The sequence below is a fragment of the Terrabacter sp. 2TAF16 genome (genome assembly GCF_052115065.1).
In the GTDB taxonomy this organism is placed as follows: Bacteria; Actinomycetota; Actinomycetes; order Actinomycetales; family Dermatophilaceae; genus Terrabacter.
The window spans coordinates 165,496-182,179 of record NZ_JBFRFZ010000003.1; the positions used below are offsets into that span (position 1 = coordinate 165,496).

14 protein-coding genes are annotated in these 16,684 nt (G+C 71.8%); 7 read left to right on the forward strand and 7 right to left on the reverse strand.

The genetic code is table 11. From position 1 onward, the window contains the following. Nucleotides 1-504, forward strand: coding sequence for a carboxypeptidase-like regulatory domain-containing protein (locus AB4Z14_RS04635; RefSeq protein ID WP_442274169.1), 504 nt, complete (start codon nt 1-3; stop codon nt 502-504). A gap of 108 nt (nt 505-612) precedes the next feature. Next, nucleotides 613-3,186: a CHAT domain-containing protein gene (locus AB4Z14_RS04640; protein ID WP_442274170.1), complete on the forward strand. Its 2,574-nt coding sequence runs from the start codon at nt 613-615 to the stop codon at nt 3,184-3,186. 81 nt (nt 3,187-3,267) lie between these two features. Here AB4Z14_RS04640 and AB4Z14_RS04645 read toward each other — a convergent pair whose 3' ends face one another. The 4 genes from AB4Z14_RS04645 to AB4Z14_RS04660 form a co-directional block, all read right to left on the reverse strand. Beyond that, nucleotides 3,268-4,590, reverse strand: coding sequence for an enolase C-terminal domain-like protein (locus AB4Z14_RS04645; protein ID WP_442274171.1), 1,323 nt, complete (start codon nt 4,588-4,590; stop codon nt 3,268-3,270). A gap of 11 nt (nt 4,591-4,601) precedes the next feature. Next, the gene (locus AB4Z14_RS04650; RefSeq protein WP_442274172.1) at nt 4,602-6,194 is read right to left on the reverse strand and encodes an aldehyde dehydrogenase (NADP(+)); all 1,593 of its coding nucleotides are present in this window, start codon (nt 6,192-6,194) and stop codon (nt 4,602-4,604) included. Between the two features lie 15 nt (nt 6,195-6,209). Continuing rightward, on the reverse strand, nt 6,210-7,121 hold the full coding sequence (gene kdgD, locus AB4Z14_RS04655) for a 5-dehydro-4-deoxyglucarate dehydratase (RefSeq protein WP_442274173.1): 912 nt from the start codon (nt 7,119-7,121) through the stop codon (nt 6,210-6,212). 160 nt (nt 7,122-7,281) lie between these two features. Then, on the reverse strand, nt 7,282-8,205 hold the full coding sequence (locus tag AB4Z14_RS04660) for a LysR family transcriptional regulator (RefSeq protein WP_442274174.1): 924 nt from the start codon (nt 8,203-8,205) through the stop codon (nt 7,282-7,284). Nucleotides 8,206-8,363: 158 nt separating this feature from the next. On the opposite strand from AB4Z14_RS04660, the gene AB4Z14_RS04665 reads away from it, so the two are divergent. The 5 genes from AB4Z14_RS04665 to AB4Z14_RS04685 all read left to right on the forward strand — a co-directional run bounded on the left by AB4Z14_RS04665 (nt 8,364) and on the right by AB4Z14_RS04685 (nt 13,265). Beyond that, nucleotides 8,364-9,386, forward strand: a complete 1,023-nt coding sequence (locus AB4Z14_RS04665; RefSeq protein ID WP_442274175.1) for a tripartite tricarboxylate transporter substrate binding protein — start codon at nt 8,364-8,366, stop codon at nt 9,384-9,386. Between the two features lie 88 nt (nt 9,387-9,474). Beyond that, nucleotides 9,475-10,017: a tripartite tricarboxylate transporter TctB family protein gene (locus tag AB4Z14_RS04670; RefSeq protein WP_442274176.1), complete on the forward strand. Its 543-nt coding sequence runs from the start codon at nt 9,475-9,477 to the stop codon at nt 10,015-10,017. A 13-nt stretch (nt 10,018-10,030) separates the two neighbouring features. Further along, nucleotides 10,031-11,602, forward strand: a complete 1,572-nt coding sequence (locus tag AB4Z14_RS04675; RefSeq protein ID WP_442274177.1) for a tripartite tricarboxylate transporter permease — start codon at nt 10,031-10,033, stop codon at nt 11,600-11,602. Further along, a complete protein-coding gene (locus tag AB4Z14_RS04680) occupies nt 11,599-11,994 on the forward strand; it encodes a universal stress protein (RefSeq protein ID WP_442274178.1) in 396 nt (131 codons plus the stop codon). Before AB4Z14_RS04675 ends, AB4Z14_RS04680 begins: the two co-directional genes overlap by 4 nt. Continuing rightward, complete coding sequence (locus AB4Z14_RS04685) at nt 11,994-13,265, forward strand: glucarate dehydratase family protein (protein ID WP_442274179.1); 1,272 nt, start codon at nt 11,994-11,996, stop codon at nt 13,263-13,265. The genes AB4Z14_RS04680 and AB4Z14_RS04685 overlap by 1 nt, the downstream gene beginning before the upstream one ends. A gap of 73 nt (nt 13,266-13,338) precedes the next feature. Here the strand turns inward: AB4Z14_RS04685 and AB4Z14_RS04690 are convergent, their stop codons facing one another. The 3 genes from AB4Z14_RS04690 to AB4Z14_RS04700 form a co-directional block, all read right to left on the reverse strand. Beyond that, nucleotides 13,339-14,064 carry a FadR/GntR family transcriptional regulator gene (locus tag AB4Z14_RS04690; protein ID WP_442274180.1) on the reverse strand — a complete coding sequence of 242 codons (726 nt, stop codon included), beginning with the start codon at nt 14,062-14,064 and terminating at the stop codon, nt 13,339-13,341. Between the two features lie 58 nt (nt 14,065-14,122). After that, nucleotides 14,123-15,250 carry an L-talarate/galactarate dehydratase gene (locus tag AB4Z14_RS04695; RefSeq protein ID WP_442274181.1) on the reverse strand — a complete coding sequence of 376 codons (1,128 nt, stop codon included), beginning with the start codon at nt 15,248-15,250 and terminating at the stop codon, nt 14,123-14,125. A 178-nt stretch (nt 15,251-15,428) separates the two neighbouring features. Further along, nucleotides 15,429-16,607 (reverse strand): flavin-containing monooxygenase, encoded by a 1,179-nt coding sequence (locus AB4Z14_RS04700; RefSeq protein WP_442274182.1) that lies wholly within the window; start codon nt 16,605-16,607, stop codon nt 15,429-15,431. Between the last annotated feature and the right edge of the window lie 77 nt (nt 16,608-16,684).

Here is a 16,684-nt window from a genome sequence, read left to right on the forward strand (position 1 = left end):
ATGACATCTCACACTGACGCCATCGATGCCCGCGACATCGCCAACCTCCACCACGTGCGTGACCTCTTCGGCCACGCCGACCCCGTCCCGAGCGACCTCGCCGAGCGCATCAAGTTCGCGATCACGGTCCACGCCCTGCACGCCGAGGTCGCCGAGCTCATGGACTCGGCCCTGCTGACGACCCGCGGCGCGGAGACGAAGGTCGAGCCGACGCCCACCGACTCGGTGACGTTCACGGCCGCCTCGGTGAGCCTCATGGTCTCGGCCGGGCCGGCGGACTCCGACGACGACGACGCGGACGACCGCGTGCGCGTCGACGGCTGGGTCACGGCGCCCGGTGCACAGATCGAGGCGGTGACGACCGAGGGCAGCTCGACGGTGATTTCGGATGCGAACGGGCGCTTTGTTCTGGATGATCTACCCCATGGGCCGGTGCACTTCGTCGTCACTGACCCGGGCAACGAGGACATGCGACCGGTCATCACCCCCACGATCCAGATCTGACGATCCCGACCTGACGTGGTGACCGGCCCCTGAGCGAGAGGCCGGGCGGGAGCCATCGATCTGCTCGAGAGTGCACGCACCCTGCGCGAGCAGGGTGCCGCGGACAACATGGCCGGGCGGCCGGTCGATGCGGCGCGCTCGCTGACGGCGGCCCTCGACGAGATCGAGCGCGTGGCGGGCGCCGCGCCCTCCCGGGACCGGCTCGAGCTGCGCTGCAAGACGCTCATCACGCTCGCCCTGACGGAGTTCATGCTGTCCGGGGTGGAGGCCGCCCTGGCTCGGCTCTCCGAGGCCGAGGTGCTCGTCGACGAGCTCGGCGACGAGGCGCTCCGAGCCCGGCTCGACTACCAGCGCGCCAACATCCACGGCCGCGTCGGTGACCTCGCCTCGGCATGGGACGGGCTCGAGGGGGCGGTGCGCCGCCTCGACGCCTTCACCGAGCGCGAGCAGTGCTCGGTGCACCTGAGCCGCGGGATGCTCGCCTTCGAGCTGCTGCGGCCGCAGGAGGCGCTCGAGTCCTTCGCCGAGGCGGCGCGCCTCGCGCACGACCTCGGCGGGGTGGCCCAGGAGTTCATGGCCCGCCACAACGAGGGGTATGCCGCCTACCTCCTCGGTGACATCCCGCGCTCCCTCGCCGGCATGGCCCTCGCCGAGGAGCTGGAGTCCGACGTCTTCACGGGACCGGCGCGCCTCGACCGCGCCCAGGTGCTGCTCGAGGCGGGGCTCGTCAAGGAGGCCGTCGAGGCGCTGCACGGTGGCCTCGAGACCCTCGAGGGCGACGGCCACGACCAGATGCGGGCCGAGTTCGAGCTGGCACTCGCGCGCGCCCACCGGCTGCTCGGCCACCTCGACCTGGCAGCCTCGGCCGCGGCGTCGGCTCGCGAGACGTACGCCCGCATCGGGGCGACCGCGTGGGCTGCCAAGGCGATGCTCGTCGGCCTCCTCGTCGAGCTGGACCGCCAGCGGCGTACCCGCCGTGGTCGGGAGCGCGACGGCCGTCATGGGGTCGGGGACGCCCATCCCGACGCCGAGCTCGTCCGGCAGGTCGTCGGTGTCGGGGACGCCACCGTGGCGCTCGCGGCGGCGGCGACCGCCGACGATCTCGCGGAGACGGCGACCGAGCTGGGCGACTCCGAGCTCGCCGACAGTGCCAGGGTCGTCGCCGCGCAGGCGCTGCTGCTCGCCGGTGACCCGGCCGGAGCCAACACGAGGCTGCTCGGCCTCGAGCGGGTCTCCACCGGGTCACTCTCCGACGAGCTCGATGCCGCCGTCGTCACCGCGATGACGCTCGTCGCCACGGGTGACCTCGCGCCGGCCCGACGCATCCTCGCTCGGGCCTCCCGTCGCCTCGCGGCCGGCCAGGAGGGCAGCGCGAGTCTCGACCTGCGCACCGCCCGCGCGGTCCACGGCGCCCGGCTCTCCGAGCTCGACCTCGAGCTCGCCGTGCCCCGGGGCAGCGGCGCCGTGCTCGAGGCCCTCGAGCGGTGGCGCAGCGCGACCGACCGGCTGCCCTCGCTCGGGCGGCCCGACGACGAGCAGCTCGCCCAGCTCACCGAGCAGCTGCGCGCCGTCCGTGGGCACCTGCGCGGCGAGGGCGACCCCGAGCAGGCGCGTGAGCTGCACGACCACGCCTCGCGCCTGGAGCGGCAGATCCGAGACCGCGACTGGGCCCTGAGCCGCAGCGGCGGGGCCTCGCGCGCCGTGCCGGTGCGGGTCCGTGAGGCGCGCGAGCACCTCGGCCGGGTCGACCGCGACCTCGTGTGGTTCTTCCGCCACCGCGGCCGCATCGGTGCGGTCGGGGTCGTCGGTGGTCGCGCGACGATGCGTGACCTCATGCCGGCCGATCGGGCCGCAGAGCTCGCCCAACGCATCCGCGTCGACCTGCGGGCCGCGGCCACGCACCACCTGGGCCCGCTCGCCGGCGCCGTCTGGTCGTCGCTGCGTTCGAGCGCGACCGAGCTCGACGACGGCCTGCTGCGGCCGTGGCGCACCGACCGTGGCCTCGTCGTGGTGACGTGCCCCGAGCTGTCGGCCCTCCCGTGGGCGCTCCTGCCGTCGATGACCGGACGGCCGTTCACGGTGGCACTGTCGCTGACGTCGTTCACCCGCCGCGCCGCACCACCGGGGGACGCTCCTCGTCGGGGGCCCGTCCACGTCAGCGTCGGCCCGTCCGTCCCTCGCGCGTCGGGCGAGGGACGGACGATCGTCGGCACGTGGGGCGAGGTGGCCCACCTCGCCGAGCCGTCCCGCCGGGCCGACCTCGTCGGGGCACTCGCCCGCTCGGGTGTCGTCCACGTCGCCGCGCACGGCACCCACCAGGTGGAGTCGCCGCTCTTCTCCTCGCTCGTGCTCCACGACGGGCCCGTCTTCGCTCACGAGCTTCAGCCCACCGGCGTGCGCGCCGACCACATCGTGCTCTCGGCGTGCGAGGTCGGGCTCGCCTCGCCCCGCCCCGGGCACGAGTCCCTCGGCCTCGCGCTCTCACTGCTCTCGCTCGGCGCGCGCTCGGTCGTCGCGGCCGTCTCGCCCGTGCCCGACGACGTCGCCGCGACGACGATGACGCGCCACCACGAGCTGCTCGCCTCCGGCCTCCCGAGCGACGAGGCCCTGGCCCGTTCGGTCGCGGAGACCGACGACGTCGCCGCAGCCTTCCTCAACCTCGGCGGCCAGCACCGCCCCTGACCACGGCTGCGCCGTGGCGCACTCTCGCACGGAGGTCGGTCCGGGGTTGGGACGTCCGGCCGTGCTCAGGCGGGGGCTCGGTCAGCGGACGAGGCAGGGGCGCTTCGGGTCGAAGGTCCAGTCGTCGACGAGGTACTGCATGGCCACGGCGTCGTCGCGGGCGCCGAGCCCGTGCTCGAGGTAGAGCTCGTGTGCAGCGGCGAGCGCCTCACGGTCCAGCGTCACCCCGAGCCCGGGTGAGCTGGGCACCTCGATGGCGCCGTCGACGATCTGCAGCGGTGCGGTCGTCAGGGCCTGGTCGTCCTGCCAGATCCAGTGCGTGTCGAGGGCTGTGATCTCTCCCGGTGCTGCCGCGCCGACGTGCGTGAACATCGCCAGGGAGATGTCGAAGTGGTTGTTGGAGTGCGACCCCCACGTCAGGCCGAAGTCGTTGCACAGCTGCGCGACCCGCACGGAGCCCGCCATCGTCCAGAAGTGCGGGTCGGCGAGGGGGATGTCCACGGCGTCGCTGCGGATCGCGTGGGCCATCTCGCGCCAGTCGGTCGCGATCATGTTCGTCGCCGTCCGCAGGCCGGTCGCCCGCTTGAACTCCGCCATCGTCTCCCGACCGGAGAAGCGTCCCTCCGGGCCGACCGGGTCCTCCGCGTAGGCGAGCACGTCGTCGAGGCCGGTGCACAGGCGTACGGCGTCGTCGAGAAGCCAGCCGCCGTTGGGGTCGAGGGTGACGCGGGCGTCGGGGAATCGTCGGGCGAGGGCGGTCACCGCGGCGACCTCCTCCTCGCCGGCCAGCACCCCACCCTTGAGCTTGAAGTCGCTGAACCCGTAGCGCTCCTGGGCTGCCTCTGCCAAGGTGACCACGGCATCCGGGGTCAGGGCCTCCCGACGACGCAGCTGCGACCAGCGGTCGTCGCCGCCGTCCCCGACGACGTAGGGCAGGTCGGAGCGAGCCGGGTCGCCGACGTAGAAGAGGTAGCCGAGCATCGGGACGTGACTGCGCTGCTGCCCGTCACCGAGCAGCTCCGCGACCGGCACGCCGAGATGCTGGCCCATCAGGTCGAGCAGGGCCGACTCGAGCCCGGTCACGGCGTGCACGGTCGTGCGGAGGTCGAAGGTCTGGGCGCCCCGACCGCCCGCGTCGCGCCCGGCATACGCCTCCGCGACCCGGCGGAGCAGCTGGCGGAACCGGGCGATCTCCTGGCCCACCAACAGCTCCGCGGCCTCGCGGATCGTGCTCGCGATCCTCTCCCCGCCCGGGACCTCCCCGAGGCCGGAGCTGCCGTCGCTGCCGCTGACGATGACGACGTTGCGGGTGAAGAAGGGGCCGTGCGCGCCGCTGAGGTTGAGCAGCATGCTGTCGTGCCCGGCGACGGGAACGACCTCGACGGACGAGATCTTCGGCGACATGGGTGCTCCCGTCAGTTCTGGGCCGGTCGCAACCGGCCGTCGATGCGCTGGGTGACGCCCCACGGGTTGTCGTCGCGGGTCGCCTCGGGCAGGAGGTCGGCCGGCACGTCCTGATAGGCGACCGGTCGCTGGAAACGGTAGACGGCGAGCGAGCCGACCGAGGTGGACCGTGGGTCGCTCGTCGCCGGGAAGGGTCCACCGTGGACCATCGCGTGGCCCACCTCGACCCCGGTCGGCCACCCGTTGAAGAGGATGCGGCCGGCCTTCGTCTCGAGCAGCGGGAGCAGGTTTCGGGCCGCGTCGTGATCGCTGTCCGCGGCCTGGACCGTGACGGTGAGCTGGCCCTCGAGATCACGGAGCGCGTCGGTGAGCTCGCTCAAGCCGTCCCAGCGCACGACGAGACCCGCGGCGCCGAAGACCTCTTCGCTGACCGCGGGGTCGTCGCGCAGCGCTGCAGACGTCGTGGACGCGAGCAGCGGTGCGGGCGCGTTGACGCCGTCGCCGGCATGCCCCTCCGCCTCGACCGTGACACCCGCAGCGCCACGGAGGGTGCCGGTGCCCTTGTCGAAGGCCTGGGCGATCCCCGAGGTGAGCATCGTCTGGCCGGTCGCGGCCGAGACAGCGCGCGCGGCGGCCGCGAGGAAGGAGTCTCCGTCCGGGCCGGTGGGCACGAAGGTGAGCCCGGGGTTCGTGCAGAACTGCCCGGATCCGAGGGTCAGCGAGCCGACGTATGCCGCCGCGAGGCCTTCCGCACGGCCGCCACCGATGCTGCCGGGCAGCACGACGACGGGGTTGACCGAGCTCATCTCCGCATAGACGGGGATCGGTTCGCGCCGGGCCGCAGCCGTGGCGACGAGCGCCAGTCCGCCGGCGCGCGAGCCGGTGAAGCCGACCGCCTTGATCCGCGGGTCGCGGACGAGCGCCTGACCGACCGAGGTGCCGCTGCCGAAGACGAGGGAGAAGACACCGGCGGGCAGGCCGCTGGCCGCGACCGCGCGCGCCACCGCTGCCCCGACGAGCTCGCTCGTGCCGGGGTGCGCGTTGTGGGCCTTGACGACGACGGGGCACCCGGCGGCGAGCGCCGAGGCCGTGTCACCACCGGCGACGGAGAAAGCGAGCGGGAAGTTGCTCGCCCCGAAGACGGCCACCGGGCCGACCGGGACGTGGCGCTGCCGGATGTCGGCGCGGGGGAGCGGGGTGCGCTCGGGGAGGGCCGGGTCGATGCGCGCCTCCAGGTGGTCGCCGAGGCGCACGACCTCGGCGAACATCCGCAGCTGACCCGTCGTGCGACCCAGCTCGCCCCTCAGACGGGCCAGCGGCAGGCCGGACTCCACGACACCGCGGGCCACGATCGCCTCGCCGTCGGCCTCGATCTCGTCGGCGACCTTCACCAGGAAGGCTGCTCGCTGCGCGGGCGAGGTGGCGCGGTAGGTGTCGAAGGCGTCGGCCGCGGCCTGCGTGGCTGCCTGGAGCTGCTCCTCGTCGACGTAGGTGTAGACGGGCTCGAGCGGCTCGCCCGTGGCCGCCTCGACCCCGGCCGACCCGGGGAGGCGGCCGGCGACGGGTGAGCCGGCGATGATCGAGTGTCCGGTCAGGGTGGTCATGCGGAGCGGCTCCGTTCAGCTGATCTTGTCGATGAGGATCTTGAGGTCCGACACGTCCTGCTCGGTGAGGTCGGTGAGCGGCGGGCGCACCGGGCCGGCCGGACGGCCGATCGCGGCGAGGCCGCCCTTGATGATGGACACCGCGTACCCGCGCTCGCGGTCGCGGATGTCGAGGTAGGGCAGGACGAAGTCGTTGAGCTTGCGGTAGACGGCCTCGAGGTCCTTGCGTCGCACGTCCTCGTAGAAGCCGACCGCGAACTCCGGGACGAAGTTGAAGATCGCCGACGAGTACGTCGTCACGCCGAGCTGGAGCAGGGGCAGGGCGAACGTCTCGGCCGTGGGGAGACCGCCGACGTAGAGCAGCCGGTCACCGACCCGGGCGTACGTGCGGGTCATCGCCTCGACGTTGCCGACACCGTCCTTGAGGCCGATGAGGTTCGGGTTGCGCTCGGCGGCCTCGGCCACGGCGACGTCGCCGAGGATCGCGTTGGCGCGGGAGTACGCGATGACGCCGAGCGAGGTGGCGCGGCAGACGGCCGAGACGTGCTCGACGAGCCCACGCTGGCCGGCCTCGGTGAGGTAGGGCGGGAAGAGCAGGATCCCGTCGGCGCCGGCGGCTTCGGCGGCCTTCGCCTGCGCGATGGCGACGGCGGTGCCGCCGGTTGCGGGGGCGAGCACCGGGACCTTGCCGCCGATCTCGTCGACGGCGACGCGTACGACGGTGTCGATCTCCTCGCTCCGCAGCGAGAAGCCCTCGCCGGTGCCGCCGGCAGCGAAGAGGCCCGCGACGTCGTAGCCGCTGAGCCACGAGAGGTGGTCGCGGTAGCCCGCCTCGTCGAATGCGAGGTCCGGCGTGAAGTGGGTGACCGGGAACGAGAGCAGTCCGGTGCCCAGGGTGTGGGCGAGGTCGTCGGGAGCCAGAGGCACGGGAGCGTCCTTTGAGACAGAGCGGCTGCCCGTCCCGCAGATCGGTGGGCCCGCCGCTGGGCCAGTGAGTGCCCTCAGGCTAGGAAGGGCAGTGGATACCTGTCCAAGACGTATTTCGTATGCCGTGATGCTCGGCGAGCATCGCGACTGACGGCGGTGCTCAATCCTCCTCGCCGAGCCGCATGCGGCCGATCTGGGCGAGGACCCGGCGGAGCATCGGACTCCGGCGGCCGCGTGCCCAGATGGCGTGCAGCTCGACCGGGCGGCCCGGCACCTCGCTACCGTCGGGGTCGCCGCCCCCGTCGACGAGGTCCATGTAGACCACGCCCTGCACCCCGAGCGATCGAGCGGAGGTGGGCACGAGGGCGCACCCGCGACCCGCGGCGACGAGCAGGACGGCGGTGAGGATCTGGTGCACCTGTTGCTCGACCCTGGGGTGCGCGTTGGTGAGGAACCGGACCGTGAGCTCGTGGAAGTAGCGCGACTGGACGGGGTTGTAGCTGATGACAGGCACCCCGTCGAAGTCTCCCGCCGTGAGTGGCCGCGACACCTGGGCGAGGGGGTGGCCGGCCGGGACGGCGGCGCAGAGCGGCTCGCGGAAGACGACGCACGACTCGAACTCCGAGGTGTCGAACGGCGGGCGTGCGAGGCCGAGGTCGAGCTCGCCGCGGCGGATGCCGTCGGCCTGAGCGGCGGTGACCCGTTCGTGCAGGATGACGTCGACGCCCGGCAGGCCCCGGTCGAGCTCCTTGAGCAGGGGGCCGAGCACGCCGATGGCCGACACAGCCGTGAAACCGAGTCGGAGGGTTCCGGCGGCGCCGCCGTCGATCCGTCGAGCCACGTCGCCGGCGCTGTCGACGAGGGCCAGCAGCCGATAGGACTCGTCGAGGAAGGCGCGCCCCGCCTCGGTCAGCTCGACCTTGCGGTTGTCTCGCTCGAGCAGGGTCACCCCCACGGTGCGCTCCAGCTTCTGGATCTGGCGACTGAGCGGTGGCTGCGTCATGGTGAGCCGCTCGGCCGCCCGGCCGAAGTGCAGCTCCTCGGCGACGGCGACGAAGGCGCGGACCTGGTCGAGGGTCATCATGGCCGCCGACGATACCGGACGATGCGGCAAAGGTATCAACTGATGCCGTATCGGGTTTGGACAGGCATCGACTCGCTTCGTAGTCTCGGGCGGCACGGGGACAGACCTCACACCCCAAGAGCACCGACGACGGTGCCCCAGCTCGTAGGAGACCTTCAATGACGAACGTTCGAACGAGGACCCGCATCGCCTCCGTGGTGGGCGCCGCCGCCCTCGCTCTCGCTCTCTCCGCCTGTGGCGGGGTCAAGAACGGCAGCGGAGGCGGGGGTGACGCGTCCGGTGGCAGCGACTACCCCACGAAGAGCATCCAGATGACCGTCGGCGCATCGGCAGGTGGCAGCAGCGACCTCATCAGCCGCGCGATGTCCAAGGGGATGGGCCAGGCGCTCGGCGTCGCGATGCCTGTCGTCAACAAGCCCGGCGCCAACGGCGCGCTCGTCGCCAAGGAGCTGCAGACCGCGGGGGCCGACGGCTACTCCATCGCGATCCAGAACGCGTCGCTCTTCGCCATCACGCCCCTCGCCGTCTCGGAGTCGGAGGCCGTGAAGGTCGACGACTTCGACATCGTCTACGGCGTCTCGCGCGACGACTACGTCCTCGCGACCAACCCCAAGACCGGGTGGAAGAGCATCGCCGACATGAAGGCCGCCGGCAAGACGATCCGCTATGGCACGACCGGTGTCGGCACGGGAGCCCAGCTCAACTCGGCCCTCACCTTCGCGACGGCCGGCATCAAGGCGACGGCCGTCCCGTTCGACGGCGGTGCCCCGAACCTCACGGCCCTGCTCGGTGCCCAGGTCGACGTCTCGACGATGCAGGTCGGCGAGGCCATCGAGAACATCAAGGCCGGCAAGCTCGTGCCGCTCGCAGTCTTCTCCGCGGAGCGCGTGAAGTTCCTGCCCGACGTGCCGACGGCACAGGAGCAGGGCTTCGACGTCCAGGTGTCGCAGTACCGCTTCATCACGACGCCGAAGGGCACGCCCCAGGCCGTCAAGGACAAGCTCGTCGAGGCCGCGAAGAAGGCCTTCGCCGCCGACGAGTACAAGAAGTTCAACGAGGAGAACAACCTCACGCCGCTCGAGATCCCGGGAGCCGAGGTCGCGGCCAAGCTCAAGGCCGACCTCGCGTCGAACACCGCCAAGCTCAAGGCGTTCGGCATCTCCCTCGCGTCCAACAGCTGACGCGGACCCAGACCCGGCCCGGCGTGGGGTGGTCCACCCGCTCCACGCCGGCCCCGGGACCAACCACCCACTCGAAGAGGAGCCAGGGATGAGCACGACGAGCGAACCGGCGCGGCAGCAGGCCGCCGAGGTCGACATCCTCGAGGAGCTCAAGGCCGAGCTCGCCCACGACCTGGAGGAGGAGCGGCCGCCGCACGCGGGCCCCCTGGCCCAGGTGGCCGCCGGCCTCGTGACCCTGGCCCTCGGCGTGGCCGGCATGGTCCTCGCGCTCGGCTACGGCCTCGGAAGCCTGACCGAGCCAGGGCCGGGACTGTGGCCCTTCGCGGTCGCCGTGGCCGTGACGGCCCTGTCGATCGCGCAGATCGTCTTCGGCCGCGAGGCGCAGGACACGGAGCAGTTCACCCGGTCGAGCGCCCTGACCGGCCTCGGCGTCCTGAGCCTCATCGGGCTCGCGGCCCTCCTGCCGGTCATCGGCTTCGAGGTGCCCTCGCTGGTGCTCATGGTGATCTGGCTGCGCTTCCTCGGCGGCGAGTCCTGGCGCCTGACTGCGGTCATCAGCGTCGTCACGGTCGCGGCGTTCTACGCGCTGTTCGTGCTCGCGCTGTCCATCCCCCTCCCGCGATTGATCTGAAGGGAGGCTCGCCATGGACTTCACCCCGATCATCGACGGCTTCGGCATCGTCCTGCAGCCGACCAACCTGCTCTACTGCCTCGTCGGCGTCCTCATCGGCATGCTCATCGGCGTGCTCCCGGGCCTCGGCCCGGCAGCCACCATCGCGATCCTGCTGCCCATCACCTACGGCATCGAGCCCGTCTCGGCGATCATCATGCTCGCCGGCATCTTCTACGGCGCGCAGTACGGCGGCACCATCACCTCGGTGCTGCTCCGCCTGCCGGGCGAGGCCAGCTCGGTCGTGACCGTCTTCGACGGCTTCGCCATGGCCAAGCAGGGTCGCGCCGGGGCAGCCCTCGGCATCGCGGCCATCGGGTCGTTCATCGGTGGCACGGTCTCGATCATCGGTTTGTCGGTGCTCGCGCCGGTCGTCGCCGGCTACGCCCTCGACTTCGGGCCGCCCGAGTACGCCGCCCTCGGTCTGCTCGGGGTCCTGCTCGTCTCGACGGTCGGCAACGGCGGCAAGCTCAAGGCCATCATCGCCGCCTCGATCGGCCTGCTCATCGCGACCGTCGGGCGTGACACCTTCACCGGTGCAGAGCGTTTCACGTTCGCCAACCTCAACCTGGCCGACGGCATCGACTTCGTGCCGATCGCGATGGGCCTCTTCGGTCTCGGCGAGATCCTCTACAACCTCGAGGAGAACCACAAGAAGGTCCACGCGCCCGCGAAGGTCACCAAGGTGTGGCCGAGCCGCAAGGACCTCTCGGACTCCAAGGGTGCCATCGCGCGCGGCTCGGGCATCGGCTTCGGCCTGGGCGTGCTCCCGGGCGGCGGTGCCGTGCTCTCGTCACTCGTCGCGTACGCCGTCGAGAAGCGCCGAGCCAAGCAGCCGGAGCGCTTCGGCCGCGGTGCGATCGAGGGCGTGGCCGCCCCCGAGACGGCCAACAACGCTGCTGCGACCTCCTCGTTCATCCCGCTGCTGACGCTGGGCATCCCGGCCAACGCGACGATGGCGCTGATGTTCGGGGCACTGCTCATCCAGGGCGTGCAGCCCGGACCGCAGCTCGTCGACAGCCACCCCGACATCTTCTGGGGTGTCATCAACTCGATGTACATCGGCAACATCCTCCTGCTCATCATGAGCATCCCGATGGTCGGCATCTTCGTGCGCATCCTCAGGGTGCGCCCGGCGATCCTCGCGCCGATCACCGCGCTCATCACGATGCTCGGCGTCTACACCGTCAACAACTCGGTCTTCGACATCTACCTCGTCATCGTCTTCGGCGTCGTCGGCTACCTCATGAAGAAGTTCGGTTTCGACCCCGGTCCGATGGTCCTCGCCTTCGTCCTCGGCACGCTCATCGAGTCGTCGGCCCGCCAGTCCCTGCTCATCTTCGGCGGCGACCCGACCGGCTTCGTCTCACGCCCGATCTCCGGCACGATCCTTGCCGCGATCCTGGCGGTCGTTCTCTTCCCGTTGGTGCGCAAGGTGATCCGGGCGCGTCGTGGTGAGCCGGCCGACGTGCGCACCCCCGAGGAGGCGGCCGTCAGCCAGGCCCCGGCCGAGACCCCTGACCGCGAGACCACGGAGGCGAAATGACCATCATCGTCGGCTACCTCGACACGCCTGAGGGTCGCGCCGCCCTCGAGACGGGCATCGCCGAGGCCGCCTTGCGCGACCTGCCGCTCGTCGTCGTCAACTCACCCCGGCGCGGGGCGCCCGTCGACGACGACATGCTGGCGCCGGAGCAGGTCAGCGCGATCGTCGACCGCGCGACGGACCACGGCGTCCGCGTCGAGGTGCGCCAGCCGTTGCACGGCGACTCGCTCGCGGAGACGCTCGAGTCCGTGGCCCGCGAGGTCGACGCGTCGCTCGTCGTCATCGGGCTGCGCCACCGCAGCCCGGTCGGCAAGCTCATCCTCGGCAGCACCGCGCAGCGCATCCTGCTGGACGCGTCCGTCCCCGTCCTGGCCGTCAAGGCGGACCGCTGATGGTGGCGACACGCTCGCGCATCGCGTCGGTCGAGATCACCCCTGTCGCGTTCGAGGACCCGCCCCTGCTCAACGTCGTCGGCGTCCACCAGCCGTATGCGTTGCGCGCGATCGTGCGCGTGCGCACCGACTCCGGGTCGGTCGGCCTGGGCGAGACGTACGCCGACGAGACGCACCTCGTGCGCCTCGCGGCCGTGGCGAAGGGGATCGTCGGTACCGACGTCTTCGACCTCAACGGGCTGTGGCGCGCGACGGTCGACGCGCTCGGCGGGAGCACCGGCGGCGGGGGAGCGAGCTTCGGCGGCATGCTCGAGCTGGGCTCCGCGGTCGCGACGGTCTACTCGCCGTTCGAGGTCGCCTGCCTCGACATTCAGGGGCGTGAGACCGGCCGGCCCGTGAGCGACCTGCTCGGTGGTGCGGTGCGTGACGCCGTGCCGTTCAGCGCCTACCTCTTCTACAAGTGGGCCGGGCACCCCGGCCGGCCGGACGACGACTGGGGTGAGGCCCTCACCCCCGACCAGCTCGTCGTGCAGGCCAAGCGGATGGTGACGGCATACGGCTTCGAGGCGATCAAGCTCAAGGGGGGCGTGCTGCCGCCCGCCGACGAGGTCGAGGCCATGCACGCGCTGCGCGACGCATTCCCCGACCACAAGCTGCGCATCGACCCCAACGGCGCCTGGACCGTGGACACGTCGGTGAGGGTTGCGGCCGAGCTGGCCGACGTCATCGAGTACCTCGAGGACCCGACGCCGGGGATCGAGGGCATGGCGGCCGTCGCGCGCGAGACCGACCTGCCGCTCGCGACGAACATGTGCGTCATCGCGTTCGAGCACCTCGAGCCGGCCGTGCGAGCCGGGGCCGTCGGCGTCGTGCTGTCGGACCACCACCTCTGGGGCGGGCTCCAGCGCTCCCGGCTGCTCGCCGGGATCTCCGACACGTTCGGCCTGGGGCTGTCGATGCACTCCAACAGCCACCTCGGGATCAGCCTCGCGGCGATGACTCACCTGGCTGCCGCGACGCCGAACCTCACGTACGCGTGCGACACCCACTACCCGTGGAAGACCGAGGATGTCGTGGCACCGGGCGTGCTCGACTTCGTCGACGGGGCGGTCGCGGTGCCGACGACGCCTGGCCTCGGAGTCGAACTCGACGAGGATGCGCTCGGGAGGCTGCACGAGCAGTACCTCTCGAGCGGCATCCGCCGGCGTGAGGACACCGTCTACATGCGTTCCGTGCAGCCGGGCTTCGAGCCGAACACCGCCCGCTGGTGACGCCTGCGACACGGACGGACGGGCGCTGCGCGAACCGTGCCGCTCGCGCTCGTCCACGCCGTCCTCTCGGCGGTCAGGCCTGCTGGAGGCGGGCCCGCGAGTTGGCGAGGTGCAACCGCATGGCGGCGCGCGCGGCAGGGCCGTCGCTCCGGGCGATGGCGAGGTGGATGTTCTCGTGCTCGAGCGAGACGCGTGTCAGGTGCGTCGCGTCGGAGACCGTGTAGGCGGCCTCGAGCCGGGTCCGCGGGAGCATGATCATCATCGGCCCCAGGGATGCGAGCAGGTCTGCATAGAAACGGTTTCCGGACGCGAGCGCGATGCGCCGGTGGAACTCGAAGTCGGCCTCGACGGCGCCGCTCGACCTCTCACCGGCGCGCGTGAGCTCGCGCAGGGCGCGTTCGATCGCCTTGAGCTGCACGTCGGTCCGTCGTTCCGCCGCGAGCCCGGCCGCCTCGCTCTCGACGCCGATGCGGAAGTCGATCATGTCGAGGACGTCGCGGTGCGTGCGCACCCGCTCGGCCCCGACGGCGAAGCCCTCCGTCGCCGGCAGGGCGAGCACGAACGACCCGCGACCCTGGTAGGTCTCCACGAGCCCCGCGGCCTGGAGCCGTGAGATGGCCTCGCGCACGACGGTGCGGCTCACGCCGTACTCGGCGACGAGGGACGCCTCGGTGGGAAGCTTCTGGCCGGGCTCCATCGCTCCGGCGAGGATCTGCTCCTTGAGCCGCTCGACGAGCTCGTGGGCCAGACCGCGGCCGGTGTCGCGGTCGAGCCGCTGGTCGTCGGCGCTGGAGGTCACGGCGACAACCTAGTCGGCACGAGGGCCGAGCTCGAGCCGGGCGATGCTGTCGCCCACCTCAGGCGCGTCCGACCTCGAAGGTGTCCACGGTCCAGGCCTTGGCCTGCTCGCTCAGCGTGAAGCCAAGACCGGGACGGTCGGGCACGACCATGCGCCCGTCCCGGGTCTCGAGGCGCTCGTTGAAGAGCGGGTCCAGCCACTCGAAGTGCTCGACCCAGGGCTCGCGCGGGTAGCAGGCGGCGAGGTGCAGGTGGATCTCCATCGCGAAGTGCGGGGCGAGCTGGAGGCCGGCGTGGTCGGCGAGGGTGGCGAGGCGCAGGAACGGCGTGATGCCGCCGACGCGGGGTGCGTCGGGCTGGATGATGTCGGCGGCGCGGGCCTCGATGAGGCGCACGTGCTCGGCCACGCTGGAGAGCATCTCGCCCGTCGCGATCGGGGTGTCGAGGGCGGCGGCGAGCTGGGCGTGGCCCTCGGCGTCGTGGGCGTCGAGCGGCTCCTCGATCCAGACGAGGTTGAGGTCCTCGACCGCGCGACCGAAGCGCAGCGCGCTCGCGCGGTCCCACTGCTGGTTGGCGTCGACCATGAGCGGCACGTCGTCGCCCAGGTGCTCTCGCACGGCGGACAGGCGCTGGAGGTCGATCTTCATGTCGGGCTGACCGACCTTGATCTTGATGCCGCCGATGCCCGCCGCGACCGACTCGGAGGCACGCTCCTTGACCTCCTCGATCGGGGCGTGGAGGAATCCGCCCGAGGTGTTGTAGGTGCGCACGGAGTCGCGGTGCGAGCCGATGAGCTTGGAGAGCGGGAGGTCGGCGCGGCGGGCCTTGAGGTCCCAGAGTGCGATGTCGATCGCAGCGAGGGCCTGGGTGGCGACGCCGGAGCGGCCGACGGAGGCGCCCGCCCAGAGCAGCTTGTCGTAGACCTTGGCGATGTCGCTGGGGTCCTCGCCGAGCAGGCCCTCGGCAACCTCCTTGGCGTGGGCGAACTGGGCCGGACCGCCCGCGCGCTTGCTGTAGCTGAACCCGGTGCCGCGCTGGTCCTGCTCCGTCGTGATCTCGGCGAAGAGGAGCACGATCTCGGTCATCGGCTTCTGCCGACCGGTCAGCACCTTGGCGTCGCTGATCGGGGTGGGCAGGGGCAGGACGACGGACGACAGGGCGACGTGGCGGATGCGGTCGGCGGTCATGGCGTTTCCTCGTTCGGACGACGGTGGTTGCACTGATCATACAAGTGCACAACTTGTATGACAAAAGGATGGCAGATGCCGGAACGCCACGACCGCGTCGCGGCGCAGTCGTGGGCCGGGTTGGGCCGGGTTGGGCCGGAGTCGCGCTGGAACTGCGCCGTGGCCCCGTTCCCGACGGTCAGGCGGAGCGGAGGGCCTTCATCTCGCGGCGCTTGGTCAAGGCCATGGCGAGCGCGATCTTGCGCGAGTCGATCGAGAGCTCGCGGAGCATGCCGGAGATCGGGTTCGTGTAGCCGGTGAACCACAGGCCCCTGGCGCCGCGCGCTGTGCGCCCGCCGCGTTCGACCGGGCGGCCCTTCTCGTCGAGCACCCCGAGGTGCCCGATGAGGGGCTCGAGCCCCTGGCTGTAGCCGGTCGCGAGCACGACGAGGTCGGGCGTCAGGCGTGTGCCGTCCGCGAGCACGACGGCATCCCCGTCGAACTCCCGCAGCGCGGCCACCGGCTCGACGGCGCCGGTCCGGATCGCGTCGATGATGCCGACGTCCTGCACCGGGATCGCGTTGTCGCGCTCGACCCTGGTCAGCAGGCCGGTGTCGGGACGCGGCAGTCCCTGCGCCGACAGGTCAGGGGTCTGCAGTCGGCCGACGATCGGTGCCACCTTGTCGACGAAGGCCGTGGGCAGCCGCCGCACGGCGATGCCGGTGTACTGCGCGGCATACGGCCCCGTGTTGCGTCGCAGGATGTGCGGCACCGTGCGCACGGCCAGGCGCACGCGCGCGGCGCCGTGCTCGACCAGGTCGACGGCCAGCTCGGTGCCGGTGTTGCCCGTGCCCACGACGAGGGCGTCCTTGCCGGCGTGGGCCGACCCGTTGCGGTAGTCCCGCGCCAGCACGACCTCACCGGAATAGCCTTGCAGGCCAGGCACGTCCGGCTCGCGGGCCGTGTGGTTGAAGCCCGTGGCCACGACGGCGTACGGCGCCGTGAGCGTCGTCCCGTCCGCGAGCGTGAGCGTCCACGACTCGCCCTCAGCGGATCGGTCGACCCGGCTCACCTCGGTGCCGAGGCGCACGTCGAGCCGGTGGTGGGCGGCATACAGCTCGAGGTAGCGCACGACGTCGTCGCGTGCGACCCAGCGGCCCATCTCCTTCGGGATCGGGAAGCCCGGAAGGCCGGAGAGCTCACGCGGTGTGTGCAGGTGCAGCCGGTCGTAGTGGCTGCGCCACGACGTGCCGACGCCGTGGCTCCGCTCGAGGACCACGCCGTGCAGGCCACGGGCTTCGAGGGCGGCGGCGACGGCCAGGCCACCGGGGCCGGCTCCGATGATGTACGCGTCGACCGGGACGCTGCGCTGGGTCACCGGCCCAACGTAGCCGCCCACCCTCGACAGTTCTCGGCAAACCCCGCCCCGATCCGAACGGTGGGCAGCATGCTGGA

What these genes read in the sequence shown, in the direction of transcription:
- AB4Z14_RS04635 (WP_442274169.1), top strand. Translation starts at nt 1, where the DNA reads ATGACATCTCACACTGACGCCATCGATGCCCGCGACATCGCCAACCTC.
- AB4Z14_RS04640 (WP_442274170.1), top strand. Translation starts at nt 613, where the DNA reads ATGGCCGGGCGGCCGGTCGATGCGGCGCGCTCGCTGACGGCGGCCCTC.
- AB4Z14_RS04645 (WP_442274171.1), bottom strand. Translation starts at nt 4,590, where the DNA reads ATGTCGCCGAAGATCTCGTCCGTCGAGGTCGTTCCCGTCGCCGGGCAC.
- AB4Z14_RS04650 (WP_442274172.1), bottom strand. Translation starts at nt 6,194, where the DNA reads ATGACCACCCTGACCGGACACTCGATCATCGCCGGCTCACCCGTCGCC.
- AB4Z14_RS04660 (WP_442274174.1), bottom strand. Translation starts at nt 8,205, where the DNA reads ATGATGACCCTCGACCAGGTCCGCGCCTTCGTCGCCGTCGCCGAGGAG.
- AB4Z14_RS04665 (WP_442274175.1), top strand. Translation starts at nt 8,364, where the DNA reads ATGACGAACGTTCGAACGAGGACCCGCATCGCCTCCGTGGTGGGCGCC.
- AB4Z14_RS04670 (WP_442274176.1), top strand. Translation starts at nt 9,475, where the DNA reads ATGAGCACGACGAGCGAACCGGCGCGGCAGCAGGCCGCCGAGGTCGAC.
- AB4Z14_RS04675 (WP_442274177.1), top strand. Translation starts at nt 10,031, where the DNA reads ATGGACTTCACCCCGATCATCGACGGCTTCGGCATCGTCCTGCAGCCG.
- AB4Z14_RS04680 (WP_442274178.1), top strand. Translation starts at nt 11,599, where the DNA reads ATGACCATCATCGTCGGCTACCTCGACACGCCTGAGGGTCGCGCCGCC.
- AB4Z14_RS04685 (WP_442274179.1), top strand. Translation starts at nt 11,994, where the DNA reads ATGGTGGCGACACGCTCGCGCATCGCGTCGGTCGAGATCACCCCTGTC.
- AB4Z14_RS04695 (WP_442274181.1), bottom strand. Translation starts at nt 15,250, where the DNA reads ATGACCGCCGACCGCATCCGCCACGTCGCCCTGTCGTCCGTCGTCCTG.